The sequence below is a fragment of the Micromonospora sp. L32 genome (genome assembly GCF_052068055.1).
Taxonomy (GTDB): Bacteria; Actinomycetota; Actinomycetes; order Mycobacteriales; family Micromonosporaceae; genus Micromonospora; species Micromonospora purpureochromogenes.
In genome coordinates this window covers 188,936-204,989 of sequence record NZ_JBQHDD010000010.1, presented here as the reverse complement: position 1 = coordinate 204,989, position 16,054 = coordinate 188,936, and the positions used below count along the sequence as shown (strand labels likewise).

The following is a 16,054-nucleotide window of genomic DNA, read 5'->3' as shown; positions in this document are numbered from 1 at the left end:
GCGGGGCCGCCGGCGTGGCGCCGACGACCCCGCCTCCGGTCAGCGGACGCCGAGCAGGTCGACGACGAAGACCAGCGTCTCGTTCGGCTTGATGACGCCGCCGGCGCCACGGCTGCCGTAGCCCAGATGCGGCGGGATGGTCAGCCGGCGACGGCCGCCGACCTTCATGCCCACCACGCCCTGGTCCCAGCCGGCGATGACCTGGCCGCCGCCGAGCGGGAACTCGAACGCCTCGCCCCGGTTCCAGGACGCGTCGAACTCGCGCCCGGTGGAGTGGGACACCCCGACGTAGTGGACGTTGGCGAGCTGGCCGGGCTGGGCTTCCGGGCCGTCGCCCACGGTGATGTCCTCGATGACGAGGTCGGCCGGGGGCGCGCCCTCGATCGGGCCGATCTCGGGCTTTCCTGCCTGGGGCATGTTCATCTGCTGATCTCCTGCCGTTCTGGCTCGATCGTCCGGTCGGTTCCGATCCTGCCGGATCGCGACCCACCGATCCCCGGCAGTCCCGCGGACGGCGCGCCGTGTGCGACGGCGGCCCGGAAACGCCGCAGGGCGCGCCACCGGTCGGTGGCGCCCCCTGCGGGTCGGTGCGGTCACTTCAGCCAGCCGTACCTCCGGACGACGGGGAGGTTCGCCCAGACCCGACCGAGGCCGAGGGTGTTGCCCGCGCCCACCAGGGCCAGACCGGCGAGCACCGCGGCGTAGATCAGGTGGTCGTCCATGAAGAGGTTGTTCTCGGGAGGCAGGACGGCGGTCCACATCAGCACCATCAGCAGCACGCCGGTCGTGGCGGCCAGTCGCATCCCGATGCCGAGCAGCAGCGCCACGCCGATCCCGGCGAGACCGGCCATGAACAGCCAGTCGGCCCAGGTCGCGCCGGCGATGTCCTGGTAGATGCCCTGGAACGGGCCGGCCGCGCCGAAGGTGAGGAATCCCTTGGTCGGGCTGCCGCCGTTGATCCAGGCGTTCTTCGCCTCGGTCTCGTGGCCGAGGCCGAAGGCCTTGTCCAGGAACGCCCAGAGGAAGATCCAGCCGAGGGCGATCCGGGTGCCGGCCCAGACGAACCGGGCGGCGCGCTCACGGGGGGTCTCGGCCGCCGGAGCGATGGTGGTGGCGGTGGTGGTCCGCTCGATCGTCGCGGTCATGGTGTCCACGTCCCTTCTCTGCCTGGCACCGCGCTTTCCGGTGGCACATTCATTGCACCGCCGCCCGGCGGTCGCGGGCAGGGCCGGTCGGGCCGTCCCGGACCGGGACCTTGGACCCCGAACGCGGCCTCGACGGCGGGACCTTCGGCCCCCGTCCGACCCGGTCCACCGCCTCTGCCCCCGCTGGTCGGCGCCGCCATACCGTGCGGATGCAGACCAGCCGAGGAGGTCGTGATGAGGACGTGGCAGGTGGGCGACGTGATGACCCGGGACGTCGCGACGGTGGGGGAGGAGACCCCGTACCGCGACATCGTGGACGTGCTGATCCGGCGGGGGATCAGCGCGGTGCCGGTGGTGGACGGGTTCCGGCGGGTGCTGGGCGTGGTGTCCGAGGCCGACCTGCTGCACAAGGTGGAGCGGGCGGGCAACCCGGACGAGCGCCGGGTCTTCGAGGGCCGGCGCCGGCGGGTGGCGCGGGAGAAGGCCGGCGCGCTGGTGGCGAAGGAGTTGATGACGGCGCCGGCGGTCACCACGTACCCGGAGTCGCCGTTGCCGGCCGCGGCCCGGCTGATGGACCGGGAGGTCGTCAAGCGGCTGCCCGTGCTCGACGACCTCGGCCGGCTGGTCGGCATCGTGACCCGCGGCGACCTGCTCCGGGTGCACCTGCGCAGCGACGCGGAGATCCGCGCGGACGTGGTGCAGGAGGTGCTGCGGCGGGTGCTCGCCGTGCGGGACGGACTGGTCACCGTGCGGGTCCGCGACGGTGAGGTGACCCTGGACGGCCGGCTCGACCGGCGCAGCGCCGCCGACCTCGCGGTCCGGCTCGCCGGGCAGGTCAGCGGTGTGGTCCGGGTGGTCGACACCATCGGGTACGACGTGGACGACACCGTCCTGGTCGAGCTGCCCCCGGCCCGGGTCACCCCGGTCGCCTGAACCGCCGCCCCCGGGGGCTCCGCCCGGGTCTAGGCCGGGTGGGTCACCGGGTCGGCGAGCTGGGCGGCCAGCAGCCCGGGCGCCTCCGCCAGCGACGGGCCGTACCAGGTGAGGTGGCGGCCGGAGACCAGCGCGCAGGGCGTGCCGGGGAACGCCTCCGGGCCGTCGGCGGCGGTGAACGCGTACGGCTCGTCGGGGAGCACGACCAGGTCGGGTTCCCGGGCGCGCAGCGCGTCGAGGTCCGGGCGCGGGTACCGCTCGGCGTCGTCGGCGTACAGGTTCGCCACGCCGAGCCGGCGCAGCACGTCCCCGGCGAAGGTGTCGCCACCGAGCACCACCCAGGGCCGGCGCCACACCGGTACGACGGCCCGGCGCGGCACCGGCGACGGCGTGGCCGGGGTGGCCCAGGCGCGGCGGGCGGCGGCGAGCCAGTCCGGTTCGGCGGCCACGCCGAGCGCGGCGAGCAGGTCGGCCAGCTCGGTCAGCGCCTGCGGCACGGTACGCGGGTAGGTGACCCGGACCGGCACCCCGGCCGCGACCAGCGCGTCGGCGTCGGCACGCCGGTTCTCCTCCACGTTGAGCAGCACCAGGTCCGGGCGCAGGGCGAGCACCCGGTCCAGGTCCGGGTACTTGCTGCCGCCCACCCGCGCCACGTCGAGCCCGGCGGGGTGCGTGCACCAGTCGGTCGCGCCGACCAGCACCTCCGGCACGGTCACCGCCACCGCCTCGGTCAGCGACGGCACCAGCGAGACCACCCGCACGGCGTACCTCCCTCCCCGGCACGGACCGCGCCGGTCCGACCCATCGTCCCCGCGGGGGCCGGCCCCGTCCGGCCGGCCCCCTTGCCGCTCTTCTACAACGTTGTAATACTCGGGTGGTCCGGCACCCCGAGGAGGACCGATGACCGCCCACCCCACCCCGACCGTCCAGGACGAGACCCCGGTGGAGGCGCTCGGCGACCTCTACCGCGACGGCATCACCGCCTGCCGGGGCGGGTTCGGCGTCGACTGGGTCGACCAGGTCGGCGAGGACATCGACGCGGCCTTCCGGGAGGCCCGCTCCCGTCCGGACGGCGCGGTCGGCCGCGGCCCGAACCGCTGGTACGTCGAGATCCACCCCGAACAGCTGCGCGGCTTCGCCGACCTGGTCACCCACCCCTGGGTGGTGGCGGTCTGCCGCGCGGTGCTCGGCCCCGACTACGAGATCGTCGAGCTCGGCTTCGACATCCCGTTCCCGGGGGCCGTCATGCAGCCCTGGCACCGGGACTTCCCGATGCCCGAGCAGACCCGACGCCAACGGCGACTCACCTCGCTCGCGTTCAACCTGACCACCGTGGACACGGTCGAGGAGATGGGCCCGTTCGAGATCGCCCCCGGCACCCAGTGGGACGACGGCGCCGACTTCGACCACGGGATGTTCCCGCCGAAGGAGCGTTACCCCCGCTACGCGCAGCGGGCGGTGCGCAAGTACCCGCGGCGCGGCGACATCTCGGCCCGCTCGGCGCTGACCGTGCACCGGGGCACCCCGAACGTCTCGACGCTGGCCCGGCCGGTGCTGGTGCTCGGCGTGGACGCCCCCGGCGCCGGCAACGCCGAACGGCACGACATGGCGGTCACCCGGGAGTACCGGGACGGGCTGCCCGAGCTGGCCCGCGCCCACCTGCCGTGCCCGGTGGTGGAGCGACTCACCCCGATCCGGCAGAAGCACACCATCGAGGGCCTGGTGATGGGGGCCGCCTGAGCCGCCGGCGCCGACCGGCGGGGCCCGGATCCGACCGCACCGGTGAGGCGACGAGCAGGGTCGACGCCCTAGACTCGGCCGGTCGACCGACCACGTGAGGATCCGGCACCACCATGACGCGTACCGCCACCGACGACGGTTCCCGGCTGCGGCCGCTGCCGCTCGACGATGCCGCGCTGCCCGTCCGGGCCGGTCAGGTGGTGCACGCCGGTCGCCGGCTCGGCGACCTGGTGACCCGGCGCCCGGAGGGCATCACCGGGCACCAGTGGAGTTCGGCGACCCGCGAGGAGTTCGACCACGTGGTCTGCGCCGCCGACACCGGTCGGCCGCTCTTCGCCGTCGTGCTCGGCGCGCCGGCGCCGCCCGGCTCGGCCCGGCAGCGCGCCGAGCGGATGCGCGACGCCGTCTGCGCCGCGGTCGACCTGCCCGTGCTGCGGGTCGAGTCGCCGACGTTGCGGTCCGCCGCACACGGCCCGCGGATCGTCGGGTACGTCATCGACGCCCGCGCGTACGCCGGCCCGTCCGCCGGCCAGCACGGCGACGGGTACGACAGCGCGGTGGCCTTCCGCGACATCGTCGGTCGGCTGCCCGACGGCCGCACCGGCCCGGTCAACGACCTCGGGGCACTGACCCGTGCCGCCGCCGTCGACGCGTACGTGTCCCGGCGGCTGGCCGACCCCATCGTGCGCGGGCTGCACGTGCGGTGGCGGGACGGGGCGGCCGAGGGCTGGAGCTGGGTCGAGGTGCGGCCCGGTAGCTGCCTGGTCGAGCGGGTGACCGTTCGCGAGCACCGCTTCTGGTGCGGAGTGGACGCCGCCCGGCTGGCCGAGGATCTGGCCACCGTCGCGGTCGGGGAGCGGCTGCGGGCGCTGGAGCCCGACGAACCGCCGCTGGTGGACCGGGCCGAGCTGCGGCGGGAGATCCGGGGGCTGCGCGCCCGCCGGGACGAGCTGGTTGGCGGCTTCGCCTTCGACCACCTCTGCGTCGACTGACATCCGACCGCAGCGTCCATCCGACCGCAGCGTCGCCCCGCGGTGACTCCGCGTCTTTCGCAGAACCCCGATCGGGCCGTCGTCACCGGCCCGTTCCGAATTCCTCGATCCGCGTTGAACCATCGCCCGCGGCGCTCCGTACCTAAGCGGGAATGGACACAGTTCTTCCCAGCCGCGCCACCCGACGCGGCGGACGGTGCGGAAAGGGCATCGTCGGCCATCGACGCGCGACCGGAACGTCGCAGTGATCCGACGGGCGTCCCACCCCGAATTCCGTTCGCCCGACGGGGTCACGAGTCAGGTACCGGATCGAGAAGGAGAGCAATTCGATGCGCAGGTCCACAGGGGCGCGCCGGTCATCCGGTAACGCGCGGAGCAAGCGGCTGCTGGCGGCGGTCGGCGCGCTCGCGGTCTTCGGCGGTATCGCCGCGGTGACCCAGATCTCGTCGGCCCAGGAGAATCGGCGGACGACGACCCGCAACGTCTCGTCCGCCTGCGTGGCGCCGAGTCCCGGCGCCACCTCGCCGAGCGGTCGCGGCAGCACCACGCAGACGTGGCAGAACGGGCGCTGGGTGCGCAACCACTGGGGCGACGGCCAGATGTCCGTCGCCGAGTGCCAGGCCGTCAAGGACGGCAACGCGCCGGTGACCACCGTCGCCTCCGGCGTGGTCTGCCCGGACGTCGCCGGCAAGCTTCCCCGCGTCCCGGACCGCGCCCGGGCCGAGGTCGACCGGAACCTCGCGCTGTTGCAGACCCAGATCGCCGAGGCCGACCGGCGGCTGGCCGCCGAGGGCCGCAACGGGCAGACCTTCATCAACAACGCCATCCTGCGTCCGCTGGAGGACAAGCGGCGCGCGACGTTGAACCGGATCACGACCACCATCGACCGGGTGGGTCCGCGCCCGCAGGGTCTGGACCAGCTCGCGAAATGCACCGTCGCCGCGAACAACAACAATGGCGGCGCCAATGGCGGTCAGACCGGCGCCCCGACCGCCGCCCCGACCAATGGTGGTCAGAACGGCGGACAGAACAACGGTGGTCAGAACGGCGGCGGAAACAACAACGGCGGAAACAATCTCGGCGTGCTGGCCAAGGACTGCACCAACAGCGACCTCCAGCCGCACGACGGTTTCCAGAACGGTAACCGGTGCGTCAGCACGGCCTTCGGTGAGGTCGGCGCCGCCGCCAACAACCCGTCCCTGCTGATCACCGAGTTCCCGGAGCAGGTGCAGCGCAACCAGCCGTTCGCGCTGCAGGTCTCCACCCGGAACCTGATCCGCGACCGGTTCCTCGCCGCCGGCCAGGGCGGCTACTACCTGGAGAGCTCGGTCCTCAACGGCCAGGGGCTGACTCGCGGTCACTTCCACACCGCGTGCCGGATGCTGCAGAGCACCGATGAGGCGCCGTCGAACCCGCAGGACGTGCCGGCGTTCTTCGTCGCCACCGAGGACGGTCGCGGCGGTGGACAGGCCGACGAGGTGACCATCCAGATCCCGGGCCTGCCGCAGTCGGGCACGGCGCAGTGCGCGGTCTGGGCCGGTGACGGCTCGCACCGGGTGCCGATGATGGAGCGGGCCAACCAGACCCCCGCCTTCGACGTGGTGCGGATCGAGGTCGACTGACCTGTCGTACGACACCGTCGCGGGCCGTCCGGAGAGATCCGGGCGGCCCGCGACGTATCCCCGGACCAGCGCCGCAGCCGGGGCGCGTAGCGCGGTGCACCGGCGTCGCCGAGCCGGGCCGGCGGCCAGGTTGCCGGCGGGCCCGGTCCACCGGCCGATCGGGACCGTGGCGAGGGGCCCGGCCCGGCCGTAGGGTCGGTGGATGTCGGACACCCGTTTCCCGGTCCTGCTCGACGGCCCGGGCAACCACGTCGACGACCCTCGGGAGCTGCTGGTCGGCTATCTCGACTGGTACCGGGAGGCGCTGGCCCGCAAGACCGCCGGCCTCTCGGCGGAGCAGCTGCGCGGTCCCGTCGACGGGCTCGGCTGGGCGCCGCTCGGGCTGGTGCGGCACCTGGGCTGGGTGGAGCGGCGCTGGATCCGGTGGGGCTTCGCCGCGGAGCAGGTCGCCCCGTGCCCGCCGGGCGAGGACGACGCCGAGTGGCGGGTGGACGCCCTGTCGACGGAGCAGGTGTGGCGGGCGTACCGGGCGGAGGTGGCGCACACCCGCCGGATCGTCGCCGGGGTGCCGCTGTCGCGGCGGGCCGCGCTCGGCGGCCGGTTCCAGGCCGCCGCGGACGCGCCGTCGCTGGGCCGGATCCTGTTCCACCTGCTTCAGGAGTACGCCCGGCACCTGGGTCAGCTCGACGTGGCCCGACAGTTGCTCGACGGGGTCACCGGCGAGTGACCGGGCGTCGCGCACCGACCGGGGAGCGCCACCGGGTGAAAATTGTGAACGCGGCGAAAAGCGTAGGGGCCACGCTGATTTCTCAGCGTGACCCCTGCGCGGCGGATCGTGATGCCCCCGGCGACGCCGGTCAGCGGTTCTTCCACGCCTCCACGACGTTGACCGGGATGCGGCCCCGCTCGGAAATCTCGTAGCCGTTCTTGGCGGCCCATTCCCGGATGGCCCGGTTCTGCTCGCGGTCCATTCCCGAGACCGCGGCGCGAGCCGGGCGGCGGACCGGGCGACCGGCGTCCACGTTGCCCCGCCCCATTCGCCTGCCAGCGCTGATGTACGGGTCGAGCGCCTTGCGCAGGACCCCCGCGTTCTCGTCGGAGAGGTCGATGGTGTACGCCACCCCGTCCAGGCTGAACTCGACGGTCCGGTCGGCCTTTCCGCCGTCCAGGTCGTCGGTCAGAACGGTGATTACTTTCCTTGCCATCGCCATTGCTCCCTGTGTCGGGCGGGGTGTGGTCAAGAGTTTGACGTATCGGCCGGCTAATCCGCAACAATATGCGTCGCTTTCATTTGACGAGTCGCGCCAATCGTGGAAAATCCGCGCGGCCAATGGCGGGCGGCGTCAGTCGGTGAGCAGTCCGGCGTGTCCGGCCAGCGCGGCGGCCTCCGCGCGGCTGGACACCCGCAGCTTGCGCAGCAGCGCGGCGGTCATCCGTTTCACCGTCCGCTCCGAGACGTGCAACTGCTCGGCGATTTCCACGGTGCTGCGACCGGCCGCGATGGAGCGCAGCAGCCGCCGCTCCTCGGAGTCCAGGTCGACCGAGCTGCTGTGGGCCGGCCGGAGCAGGCCGCGCAGCAGGGGGCCGGGCAGCACCGCCCAGCCGTCGAGGACGGCCAGGATCGGGGGAAGCAGTTCCTCCGGCTCGCTGCTCTTGGGCAGGAACCCCTCCGCCCCGGCGCGCAGCGCCTCCAGCGCGGGCGCCGGGTCGTCCCCGCCGGACATCGCCACCACCCGTGCCCGCGGGGTGGTGCGGCGGATGGCGGCGATCGCGCGGATCCCGCCGGGTGGCGGCATGTGCAGGTCGACCAGGGCGAGGTCGGGCTGGGTGCGACCGACCAGCGAGGCGGCGGCGGAGGCGTCGCCGGTGGAGTCGACGACCCGGGCGCGTCCGTCGGTGCTGGCGGGCAGCAGCAGCTCCAGGCCGCGGATGAAGAGCGGATGGTCGTCCACGACGACCAGCCGGATGGGGGCGTCGAGCATGCCTGTTTCCTTCCCGAACGGGTACGGATCATGCGGATTTGTGGGGATAAGAGGGAGTTGGGCGGATGCGTGCGCGACACGGGAACAGGACGCTGGTGCGGCGGGGCCGGCCCGCCAGCCCCGATCAGGGGGAATCGTTCGGCGAACCCGCCGACCCGGGGCTGGTGCTGCGGGTGCTCTGCCACGAGCTGCGCACCCCGGTCAGCTCGCTGGCCTCGCTCACCCGGGCGCTCGCCGAGGACACCGGGCGGCTGGCCGCCGAGGAACGCCGGGCGATCAGCGAGCTGGCCCGCCAACAGGCCGCCCACCTCGACGGATTGCTGCGCGCGGTCACCGCCGGCGGAGGCGCGCTGGCCCCGGCCGTCCGCCGGGAGCCGGACGCGCCGCTGGCCGATCTCCTGCCCGTGGTGGCCGCCCTCGTCCCGCCGCACCGGCTGCGTACCCGGGTCACCCGCCGGGCCGGCGGATCTCCGGTGCCGGCGCGGCGGACCCGCCAGGTGCTGGTGAACCTGGTGCAGAACGCGCTGCGGCACGGACCGGCCGACGGGAGGGTCGGGCTCTACGCCGCAGTGCGCCCGGCCGGGCTGAGCATCCTCGTCACCGACCAGGGCCGGTCGACCGACGGTCTCGCCGAGGCGCTGCGCCGGCCCACACCCGGCGGCGGAATGCACGGACTCGGCCTGTGGATCACGCGCCAGCTGGTCGCCGCCGACGGCGGGTCGGTGCGGGCGCACCGGCTGCGTCCGCGCGGAGTGGCGGTGGAGGTGCTGCTGCCCCGGGGCGGCCGCCGACCGGGTTGACCCCCCGGGGCCGCCGGATGGCCCCGACGGGTCGGCGCGGCGGGAACCCCGCTCGGTGTCACCCCGACCGCACCGAGGAGGAAAAATAATGTTCAGCCACATCAAGGACCTGCAGTTCGAGGCCAAGCCGGACGGCCCCGACGCCGCGTTCGCCCGCCGGCTCCAGGAGATCCTGGGCGGCAAGTGGGGCGAGATGACGGTCGCCAACCAGTACCTCTACCAGGGCTGGAACTGCCGGCTGCCCGGCAAGTACAAGGACCTGCTGTTGGACGTGGGCACCGAGGAGATGGGCCACGTCGAGATGATCGCCACGATGATCACGCGGCTGCTGGAGAACGCGCCCCTGTCGTTGCAGGAGGCAGCCGACGACAATCCGATGGTCGGGGCGATCTACGGCGGGTCGAACCCGGCGCACTTCATCCACGGCGGCGGCGGCGCCCTGCCGACGGACAGCAACGGCGTGCCGTGGAACGCGGCCTTCATCACCGCCAGCGGCAACCTGATGGCCGACTTCCAGCTCAACGTCACCGCCGAGGCGCAGGGCCGGCTGCAGGTCTCCCGGCTGTTCCACATGACCGACGACCCGGGCGTCAAGCAGATGCTGCGCTTCCTGCTGGCCCGGGACACCATGCACCAGAACATGTGGATGGCGGCGATCGAGCAGCTCAAGGAGGACGGGCTGGAGGAGATGCCGGTCCCGGACGCCTTCCCCGACTCCAAGGAGTTCACCGAGCAGTTCAGCTACACCTACCTGGACTTCTCGCCGGGCAACGACGCCGCCGAGGGGCGGTGGGCCTCCGGGCCGACGCCCGACGGCAAGGGCGAGTTCCGCTACGACCACAGCCCGCGGGCCCACGCCCCCGAGCCGGTGCTGGCCCCGGGCGACCCGCGTCTGTACGGCACCAACCCGGGCGTCGCCGGCGGCATTGCCACCAAGGTCAAGAGCAAGCTCACCTGAGGTCGCCGCGCCGGGCCGTCCCCGCAGGGACGGCCCGGCGGCACCCGTACGTGCAGGAGGTGCGCTGTGACCGAACTCGTCGTGCGTCCGTTGGCGGACGCCTTCATGCAGGTGGGTGTGTACGTCGCCGTCATGGTGGCGCTCTTCGGCTGGCTGCGCTGGCGGTACGGGGACCGGATCACCGACGGGCTGACCCACCGCCCCCGGCTCGGCCCGCTGGTCGGCGCGCTGCTCGGGGTCAGCCCCGGCTGCGGCGGCGCGATCGTGCTGATGCCGCTCTACGCCCGGGGCAAGGTCTCCTTCGGCACGGTGGTGGCCGCGCTGGCCGCCACCATGGGGGACTCGTCCTGGGTGGTGCTGGCCTGGAATCCACTCTTCGCCTTCAAGATCCACATGTTGCTCTTCGCGGTGGGGCTGGTCACCGGGTACGTCGTCGACGCGCTCGGCATCGACCCGGCCCGCCGGCGCGCCCGCCCCGGCATCCCGGCCGTGGTCGCGGCCGTCGGGACGCCGGCCACCGGCGCCGTCCCCGCCGTGGTCGGCCGCGCCGTGCCGGCCGCGGCCACCAGCGCCGCCGTGGCCGCCCCGGTCGGTTCGGCCCTGGCCGGGCCGGTCGACGCGGTTCCGGCCCAGTCGGTGGGCCCGGGCGGCTCCGCCGGTCCGCGATCCCGCGGCACGGTCGCCGGGCGGGCCGGGCTGCTCGACGGGCGGCGCCGGCCCGACCCGGCCACGGCGTTCTGGGGGCTGACCACGCCGGCGTTCGCGGTGTCGGTGCCGGTGGTGTTCCAGATGGTCGACCCCACCGTGCTGACCCGGGCGCTCGGCGGGGTCGACCCGTACCTGGCGCTGGGGGTGCTCGGCACGCTGGTCGCGGTGCTGATCTTCACCGCCGGCCGGGGGCGGCTGGCCGACGACAGCCTGGAGACGGCGTACCCGCAGTCGCTGCGCGAGACGTTGCGGCACAGCGCGCACGAGGCGTCCTTCGTCACCGTCTGGGTTGCCGTGGCGTATCTCGGCTGGCAGGTGGTCACCACCGTCACCGGGTTCGACGGCTCGCAACTGGCGCTGACCGGCCTGCTCGGCGTGCTCGTCGGCGCGGCCATCGGACTGATCCCCGGGTGTGCCGTCCAGATCGTCTTCACCGGGCTCTACGTCAGCGGCGGGCTGCCGCTGCCGACCCTGGTGGCGAACGCCATCAGCCAGGACGGGGACGCGCTGATCCCGCTCGCCGCGCTGCGCCGGCACTCGGCCGCGTTGGCCACCGTGACCACCACCATCCCCGCGGCGGCGGTCGGTGCCGCCCTGCTCGTCCTGCTCTGACCCGGTCGGGGCGGGCGCCGACCCGCCCCGACCAGCCGTACGAAGGAGGCAACCGTGTCACCCCGCTCCGTCCGCACGGCCCGGCGCAAGCTCGCCGTCCTCCTCGCCCTGACCGCCGTCGCGCTGCTGTCCGGCCTGCCCGCCCCGACCGTCGCCGCACTGGCGCTGACCGGCCTCGCCGTCCCGGTGGCCGTCGCCCTCGCCGGTGGGCGACCCCGCGACCTGCTCCCGTCCCGCCCCGCCCGGCGGGGTGGCCTGGGTCACACCCAGGAACAAGGGGAACGCTTTGTGACTTGAGCCTGACACGCTCAACTCAACGCGATAGCAGGTGCTCGATGGCAACTCTTCCGGTACTTCCGCTGACCGACGCCGTCCTGCTGCCCGGCATGGTCATCCCGGTGACCCTCGACCCGACCACCCAGGCCGCGGTCGACGCGGCCCGCGCCACCGGCGACAAGCAGCTTCTCGCTGTGCCCCGCATCGACGGCGAGTACGGCTCCGTCGGCACGATCGCCACCATCGAGAAGGTGGGCCGGCTGCCCGACGGCGAGCCCGCCGCCGTGATCCGCGGCCTCGCCCGGGCCCGGATCGGATCCGGCGTGCCCGGACCCGGCGCCGCCCTCTGGGTCGAGGCGACCGAACTCGACGAACCCGCCCCGGCCGGCCGGGCCCGGGAACTCGCCCGCGAGTACCGCGCGCTGATGACCTCGGTCCTCCAGCAGCGCGGCGCCTGGCAGGTCATCGATGCCATGGAGCGGATGACCGACGTCTCCGAGCTGGCCGACGCGGCCGGCTACGCGCCCTGGCTCACCCTGGCGCAGAAGACCGAACTGCTCGCCGCCCCGGACGTCGTCGCCCGGCTGGAACTGCTCGTCGGCTGGGTGAAGGACCACCTCGCCGAGCAGGAGGTCACCGAGCGGATCAACAGCGACGTCCGCGAGGGGCTGGAGAAGTCCCAGCGGGAGTTCCTGCTCCGCCAGCAGCTCGCCGCCATCCGCAAGGAGCTGGGCGAGGACGAGCCCGACGGCTCCGCCGACTACCGGGCCCGGGTCGAGACCGCCGAGCTGCCCGAGAAGGTACGCGAGGCGGCGCTGCGCGAGGTCGGCAAGCTGGAACGGGCCAGTGACGCCTCCCCGGAGGCGGGCTGGATCCGTACCTGGCTGGACACGGTGCTGGAGATGCCGTGGACCACGCGTACCCAGGACAACACCGACCTGGCCGCGGCCCGCGCCGTGCTCGACGCCGACCACGCCGGCCTGGCCGACGTGAAGGACCGCATCCTGGAATACCTGGCGGTGCGCAACCGGCGGGCCGAGCGCAACCTCGGCGTGGTCGGCGGTCGCGGCTCCGGCGCGGTCCTCGCCCTCGCCGGCCCGCCCGGCGTCGGCAAGACCAGCCTCGGCGAGTCGATCGCCCGGGCGCTCGGGCGCAACTTCGTCCGGGTGTCGCTCGGCGGCGTCCGTGACGAGGCCGAGATCCGCGGTCACCGGCGCACCTACGTCGGCGCGCTGCCCGGCCGGATCGTCCGCGCGCTGCGGGAGGCCGGCTCGATGAACCCGGTCGTGCTCCTCGACGAGGTCGACAAGCTGGCCGCCGGCTACGCGGGCGACCCCGCCGCCGCGCTGCTGGAGGTGCTCGACCCGGCGCAGAACCACACCTTCCGGGACCACTACCTGGAGGTCGACCTCGACCTGTCCGACGTGCTCTTCCTGGCCACCGCCAACGTGGTGGAGACCATCCCCGGCCCGCTGCTGGACCGGATGGAGCTGGTCACCCTGGACGGCTACACCGAGGACGAGAAGGTGGCCATCGCCCGGGACCACCTGCTGCCCCGGCAGCGGGAGCGGGCCGGCCTGACCGCCGACGAGGTCACCGTGGCCGACGAGGCCCTCGCCCGGATCGCCGGGGAGCACACCCGCGAGGCCGGCGTGCGGCAGCTCGAACGCGCGCTGGCGAAGATCCTGCGCAAGGTCGCCGTCGAGCTGGCAGGCGACCCGGCCCCGGTCCGGGTGGACACCGGCAACCTGGCCCGCTACCTGGGCCGGCCGAAGTTCACCCCGGAGTCGGCCGAGCGCACGGCGGTGCCCGGCGTGGCCACCGGCCTGGCGGTCACCGGCGCCGGCGGGGACGTGCTCTTCATCGAGGCGACCAGCATGGAGGGCGAGCCGGGGCTGACCCTCACCGGCCAGCTCGGCGACGTGATGAAGGAATCCGCGCACATCGCCTGGTCGTACCTGCGCTCCAATGGGCGCCGGTACGGGCTGGACCCGAACGCCCTCGCCGGGCGGCGGATCCACCTGCACGTGCCGGCGGGCGCGGTGCCCAAGGACGGCCCCAGCGCCGGCATCACCATGGTCACCGCGCTGGCGTCCCTGGTGACCGGCCGGCCGGTGCGGCCCGAGTTCGGGATGACCGGCGAGGTGACCCTCTCCGGCCGGGTGCTGCCCATCGGCGGCGTGAAGCAGAAGCTGCTCGCCGCCCACCGGGCCGGCCTGACCGAGGTGATCATCCCGGCCCGCAACGAGCCGGACCTGGACGACCTGCCCACCGAGGTCCGCGAGGCGCTGACCGTGCACACCCTCGCCGACGTCGCCGACGTGCTCGCCCTGGCGCTGCGCCCGGCCGACGCCGACACCCTCACCGGTCCGGCGCTCGCCGCCGCCTGACCGGCGCCGCCCGAGGCGGCGGAACACGACGAGGCCCCCGGTCCGACCGACCGGGGGCCTCGGCGTACCTCAGGGCCGGTCGCGGCGGCGCTCGCCGCCGAAGTCCCGGTCGCGGCGCTCGCCGCCGAAGTCCCGGCGCTCGCGCCGGTCACCGCCGTCGAAGCGGCGCTCGCCGCCGCCCTCGCCGCCGTCCCGATCCCGCCGTACGGTGGCCTTGCGGCCCTTGATGGTGCTGCCGCGCAGGCCCGCGATCACGTCGTCGGCGACGCCGACCGGGATCTCCACCAGCGAGAACCGGTCCGCGATCTCGATCGAACCGATGTCCCGACCGTTCAGCCCGGTCTCCCCGGTGATCGCCCCCACCAGGTCCTGCGGCCGGACGCCGGCGCGCCGGCCCAGCCCGATGAAGACCTGCGTGGTGCCGCCGGTGCGCGGCCGGGCGCCGCCACGCCGCTCACCCCGGCCCCCGGTCTCCGGCCGGCCCTCCCGCGGGGCCCGGACCGCGACCTGCGGGATCTCCTCCTCGTCCTCGCTGGTCGGCCCGGCCGCCTCGTGGGCCAGCTTCACCGCCGCCAGCGCGACCTCCATCAGGTCGAACTCGTCGCTGAGCGTCTCGACGATCACCCGGAACGGGTCCAGGTCGTCCTCGAGCAGCGACTCGCGCAGCGCGGCCTGGGTCAGCTCCAGCCGGCGGGTGCGCAGGTCGGCCACCGTCGGGATCTTGTCGATGGTGATCCGCTGCCCGGTGACCCGCTCGATGGTCTTGAGCATCCGGTGCTCGCGCGGCTCGGCGAGGGTGATCGCCACGCCCTCCCGCCCGGCCCGGCCCACCCGGCCGATCCGGTGCACGTACGACTCCGGCGCCGACGGCACGTCGTAGTTGACCACGTGGGTGAGCTGCTCCACGTCCAGGCCGCGGGCGGCCACGTCGGTGGCGACCAGCAGGTCGGCGGTGCTCGACCGCAGTCGACCCATCACCCGGTCGCGCTGCTCCTGGCTCATCCCGCCGTGCAGCGCCTCGGCCCGGTAGCCCCGGCCGTTCATCGTCTCGGTGAGCCGGTCCACCTCCTCGCGGCTGCGGCAGAAGACGATCGCCGCGGTGGGGGACTCCACGTCGAGCACCCGGCCCAGCGCGGCCGGCTTGTGCCCCCGGGCGACGATGTACGCGCTCTGCCGCACCCGGGGCGCCTCGCCGGCGACCGGCTTCTCCCTTCCGATCTGGATGCGTACCGGGTCGGTCAGGTGCTGGCGGGCCATCCCGTCGATCCGGGACGGCATGGTGGCTGAGAAGAGCACCGTCTGCCGCTGCGCCGGGGCGTGCTCCAGAATCGCCTCGATGTCCTCGGCGAAGCCCATGTCGAGCATCTCGTCTGCCTCGTCCAGCACCACCGTGGCCAGCTCACCCAGGCGCAGGGTGCCCCGGGCGATGTGGTCCAGGGCCCGACCCGGGGTGGCCACCACCACGTCCACGCCGGCGTCCAGCGCCCGCAGCTGCCGGCCGATCGGCTGGCCGCCGTAGATCGGCAGCACCCGGGTGCCCAGGTCCTTGCCGTAGCGGTGGAACGCCTCCGACACCTGCACCGCCAGCTCCCGGGTGGGCACCAGCACCAGCGACACCGGGTCGCCGCCGCCGCGCCCGTCCGGCATCCGCTGCAGCAGCGGCAGCGCGAACGCGGCCGTCTTGCCCGTGCCGGTCGCCGCCTGACCGAGCAGGTCCTGACCGGCCAGCAGCGGCGGGATCGCCTCCCGCTGGATCGGGGTCGGCTCCTCGTAGCCGAGGGCCGAGAGCGCGCCGAGCAGTTCGGCGCGCAGCCCGAGATCCGCGAAGGCGGTCGCCTCGTCGGTGCTGTCAGGGTTGGTCGGGTCGGTCGGTGCGGGTGCGGAACTCATGGGCAA

The 16,054-nt window shown here is 74.1% G+C and carries 15 protein-coding genes and 1 pseudogene; 10 read left to right on the top strand and 6 right to left on the bottom strand.

The features are described 5' to 3' along the window. Positions 1 to 39: 39 nt before the first annotated feature. Together ACTMTB_RS25435 and ACTMTB_RS25430 are read right to left on the bottom strand one after the other, a co-directional pair. A complete protein-coding gene (locus ACTMTB_RS25435; RefSeq protein ID WP_238452105.1) occupies positions 40 to 417 on the bottom strand; it encodes an FKBP-type peptidyl-prolyl cis-trans isomerase in 378 nt (125 codons plus the stop codon). A 176-nt stretch (positions 418 to 593) separates the two neighbouring features. Continuing rightward, positions 594 to 1,145, bottom strand: coding sequence for a hypothetical protein (locus ACTMTB_RS25430; RefSeq protein WP_441148732.1), 552 nt, complete (start codon positions 1,143 to 1,145; stop codon positions 594 to 596). A gap of 234 nt (positions 1,146 to 1,379) precedes the next feature. Here ACTMTB_RS25430 and ACTMTB_RS25425 point away from each other — a divergent pair, with 234 nt between their 5' ends. Beyond that, complete coding sequence (locus ACTMTB_RS25425) at positions 1,380 to 2,078, top strand: CBS domain-containing protein (protein ID WP_441148731.1); 699 nt, start codon at positions 1,380 to 1,382, stop codon at positions 2,076 to 2,078. Between the two features lie 29 nt (positions 2,079 to 2,107). Here ACTMTB_RS25425 and ACTMTB_RS25420 read toward each other — a convergent pair whose 3' ends face one another. Continuing rightward, positions 2,108 to 2,839 (bottom strand): helical backbone metal receptor, encoded by a 732-nt coding sequence (locus ACTMTB_RS25420; RefSeq protein ID WP_441148729.1) that lies wholly within the window; start codon positions 2,837 to 2,839, stop codon positions 2,108 to 2,110. Positions 2,840 to 2,978: 139 nt separating this feature from the next. Here ACTMTB_RS25420 and ACTMTB_RS25415 point away from each other — a divergent pair, with 139 nt between their 5' ends. From ACTMTB_RS25415 to ACTMTB_RS25400, 4 genes are all read left to right on the top strand, one after another. Beyond that, the gene (locus tag ACTMTB_RS25415) at positions 2,979 to 3,818 is read left to right on the top strand and encodes a phytanoyl-CoA dioxygenase family protein (RefSeq protein WP_441148728.1); all 840 of its coding nucleotides are present in this window, start codon (positions 2,979 to 2,981) and stop codon (positions 3,816 to 3,818) included. Positions 3,819 to 3,931: 113 nt separating this feature from the next. Then, entirely contained in the window at positions 3,932 to 4,810 is an 879-nt protein-coding gene (locus tag ACTMTB_RS25410; protein ID WP_441148727.1) for a hypothetical protein, read from the top strand. 329 nt (positions 4,811 to 5,139) lie between these two features. Next, positions 5,140 to 6,432 carry a hypothetical protein gene (locus ACTMTB_RS25405; protein ID WP_441148726.1) on the top strand — a complete coding sequence of 431 codons (1,293 nt, stop codon included), beginning with the start codon at positions 5,140 to 5,142 and terminating at the stop codon, positions 6,430 to 6,432. Positions 6,433 to 6,634: 202 nt separating this feature from the next. After that, positions 6,635 to 7,159, top strand: a complete 525-nt coding sequence (locus ACTMTB_RS25400) for a DinB family protein (RefSeq protein ID WP_441148725.1) — start codon at positions 6,635 to 6,637, stop codon at positions 7,157 to 7,159. Positions 7,160 to 7,289: 130 nt separating this feature from the next. Here the strand turns inward: ACTMTB_RS25400 and ACTMTB_RS25395 are convergent, their stop codons facing one another. Together ACTMTB_RS25395 and ACTMTB_RS25390 are read right to left on the bottom strand one after the other, a co-directional pair. Continuing rightward, positions 7,290 to 7,637 (bottom strand): histone-like nucleoid-structuring protein Lsr2, encoded by a 348-nt coding sequence (locus ACTMTB_RS25395; RefSeq protein WP_238450399.1) that lies wholly within the window; start codon positions 7,635 to 7,637, stop codon positions 7,290 to 7,292. Between the two features lie 138 nt (positions 7,638 to 7,775). Beyond that, positions 7,776 to 8,414 carry a response regulator gene (locus ACTMTB_RS25390; protein WP_441148724.1) on the bottom strand — a complete coding sequence of 213 codons (639 nt, stop codon included), beginning with the start codon at positions 8,412 to 8,414 and terminating at the stop codon, positions 7,776 to 7,778. A gap of 65 nt (positions 8,415 to 8,479) precedes the next feature. Between ACTMTB_RS25390 and ACTMTB_RS25385 the strand changes: the two genes are divergently transcribed. The 5 genes from ACTMTB_RS25385 (at position 8,480) to lon (ending at position 14,158) form a co-directional block, all read left to right on the top strand. Then, positions 8,480 to 9,214 (top strand): sensor histidine kinase, encoded by a 735-nt coding sequence (locus ACTMTB_RS25385; RefSeq protein WP_441148723.1) that lies wholly within the window; start codon positions 8,480 to 8,482, stop codon positions 9,212 to 9,214. Positions 9,215 to 9,302: 88 nt separating this feature from the next. Next, entirely contained in the window at positions 9,303 to 10,172 is an 870-nt protein-coding gene (locus ACTMTB_RS25380) for a manganese catalase family protein (RefSeq protein WP_358006137.1), read from the top strand. 66 nt (positions 10,173 to 10,238) lie between these two features. Then, positions 10,239 to 11,492 carry a putative manganese transporter gene (locus tag ACTMTB_RS25375; protein ID WP_441148722.1) on the top strand — a complete coding sequence of 418 codons (1,254 nt, stop codon included), beginning with the start codon at positions 10,239 to 10,241 and terminating at the stop codon, positions 11,490 to 11,492. Between the two features lie 54 nt (positions 11,493 to 11,546). Next, positions 11,547 to 11,789 carry a hypothetical protein gene (locus ACTMTB_RS25370; RefSeq protein WP_441148721.1) on the top strand — a complete coding sequence of 81 codons (243 nt, stop codon included), beginning with the start codon at positions 11,547 to 11,549 and terminating at the stop codon, positions 11,787 to 11,789. 38 nt (positions 11,790 to 11,827) lie between these two features. Beyond that, positions 11,828 to 14,158: an endopeptidase La gene (gene lon, locus ACTMTB_RS25365; protein ID WP_441148719.1), complete on the top strand. Its 2,331-nt coding sequence runs from the start codon at positions 11,828 to 11,830 to the stop codon at positions 14,156 to 14,158. A gap of 135 nt (positions 14,159 to 14,293) precedes the next feature. Here lon and ACTMTB_RS25360 read toward each other — a convergent pair. Beyond that, positions 14,294 to 16,048, bottom strand: a pseudogene (locus tag ACTMTB_RS25360) (DEAD/DEAH box helicase); the annotation flags it as partial. Positions 16,049 to 16,054 lie beyond the last annotated feature (6 nt).

Bases quoted from the DNA above. Each gene is read 5' to 3' on its own strand.
- ACTMTB_RS25435 (WP_238452105.1), bottom strand. From the start codon at position 417: ATGCCCCAGGCAGGAAAGCCCGAGATCGGCCCGATCGAGGGCGCGCCC.
- ACTMTB_RS25430 (WP_441148732.1), bottom strand. From the start codon at position 1,145: ATGACCGCGACGATCGAGCGGACCACCACCGCCACCACCATCGCTCCG.
- ACTMTB_RS25425 (WP_441148731.1), top strand. From the start codon at position 1,380: ATGAGGACGTGGCAGGTGGGCGACGTGATGACCCGGGACGTCGCGACG.
- ACTMTB_RS25415 (WP_441148728.1), top strand. From the start codon at position 2,979: ATGACCGCCCACCCCACCCCGACCGTCCAGGACGAGACCCCGGTGGAG.
- ACTMTB_RS25410 (WP_441148727.1), top strand. From the start codon at position 3,932: ATGACGCGTACCGCCACCGACGACGGTTCCCGGCTGCGGCCGCTGCCG.
- ACTMTB_RS25405 (WP_441148726.1), top strand. From the start codon at position 5,140: ATGCGCAGGTCCACAGGGGCGCGCCGGTCATCCGGTAACGCGCGGAGC.
- ACTMTB_RS25400 (WP_441148725.1), top strand. From the start codon at position 6,635: ATGTCGGACACCCGTTTCCCGGTCCTGCTCGACGGCCCGGGCAACCAC.
- ACTMTB_RS25395 (WP_238450399.1), bottom strand. From the start codon at position 7,637: ATGGCAAGGAAAGTAATCACCGTTCTGACCGACGACCTGGACGGCGGA.
- ACTMTB_RS25390 (WP_441148724.1), bottom strand. From the start codon at position 8,414: ATGCTCGACGCCCCCATCCGGCTGGTCGTCGTGGACGACCATCCGCTC.
- ACTMTB_RS25385 (WP_441148723.1), top strand. From the start codon at position 8,480: ATGCGTGCGCGACACGGGAACAGGACGCTGGTGCGGCGGGGCCGGCCC.
- ACTMTB_RS25380 (WP_358006137.1), top strand. From the start codon at position 9,303: ATGTTCAGCCACATCAAGGACCTGCAGTTCGAGGCCAAGCCGGACGGC.
- lon (WP_441148719.1), top strand. From the start codon at position 11,828: ATGGCAACTCTTCCGGTACTTCCGCTGACCGACGCCGTCCTGCTGCCC.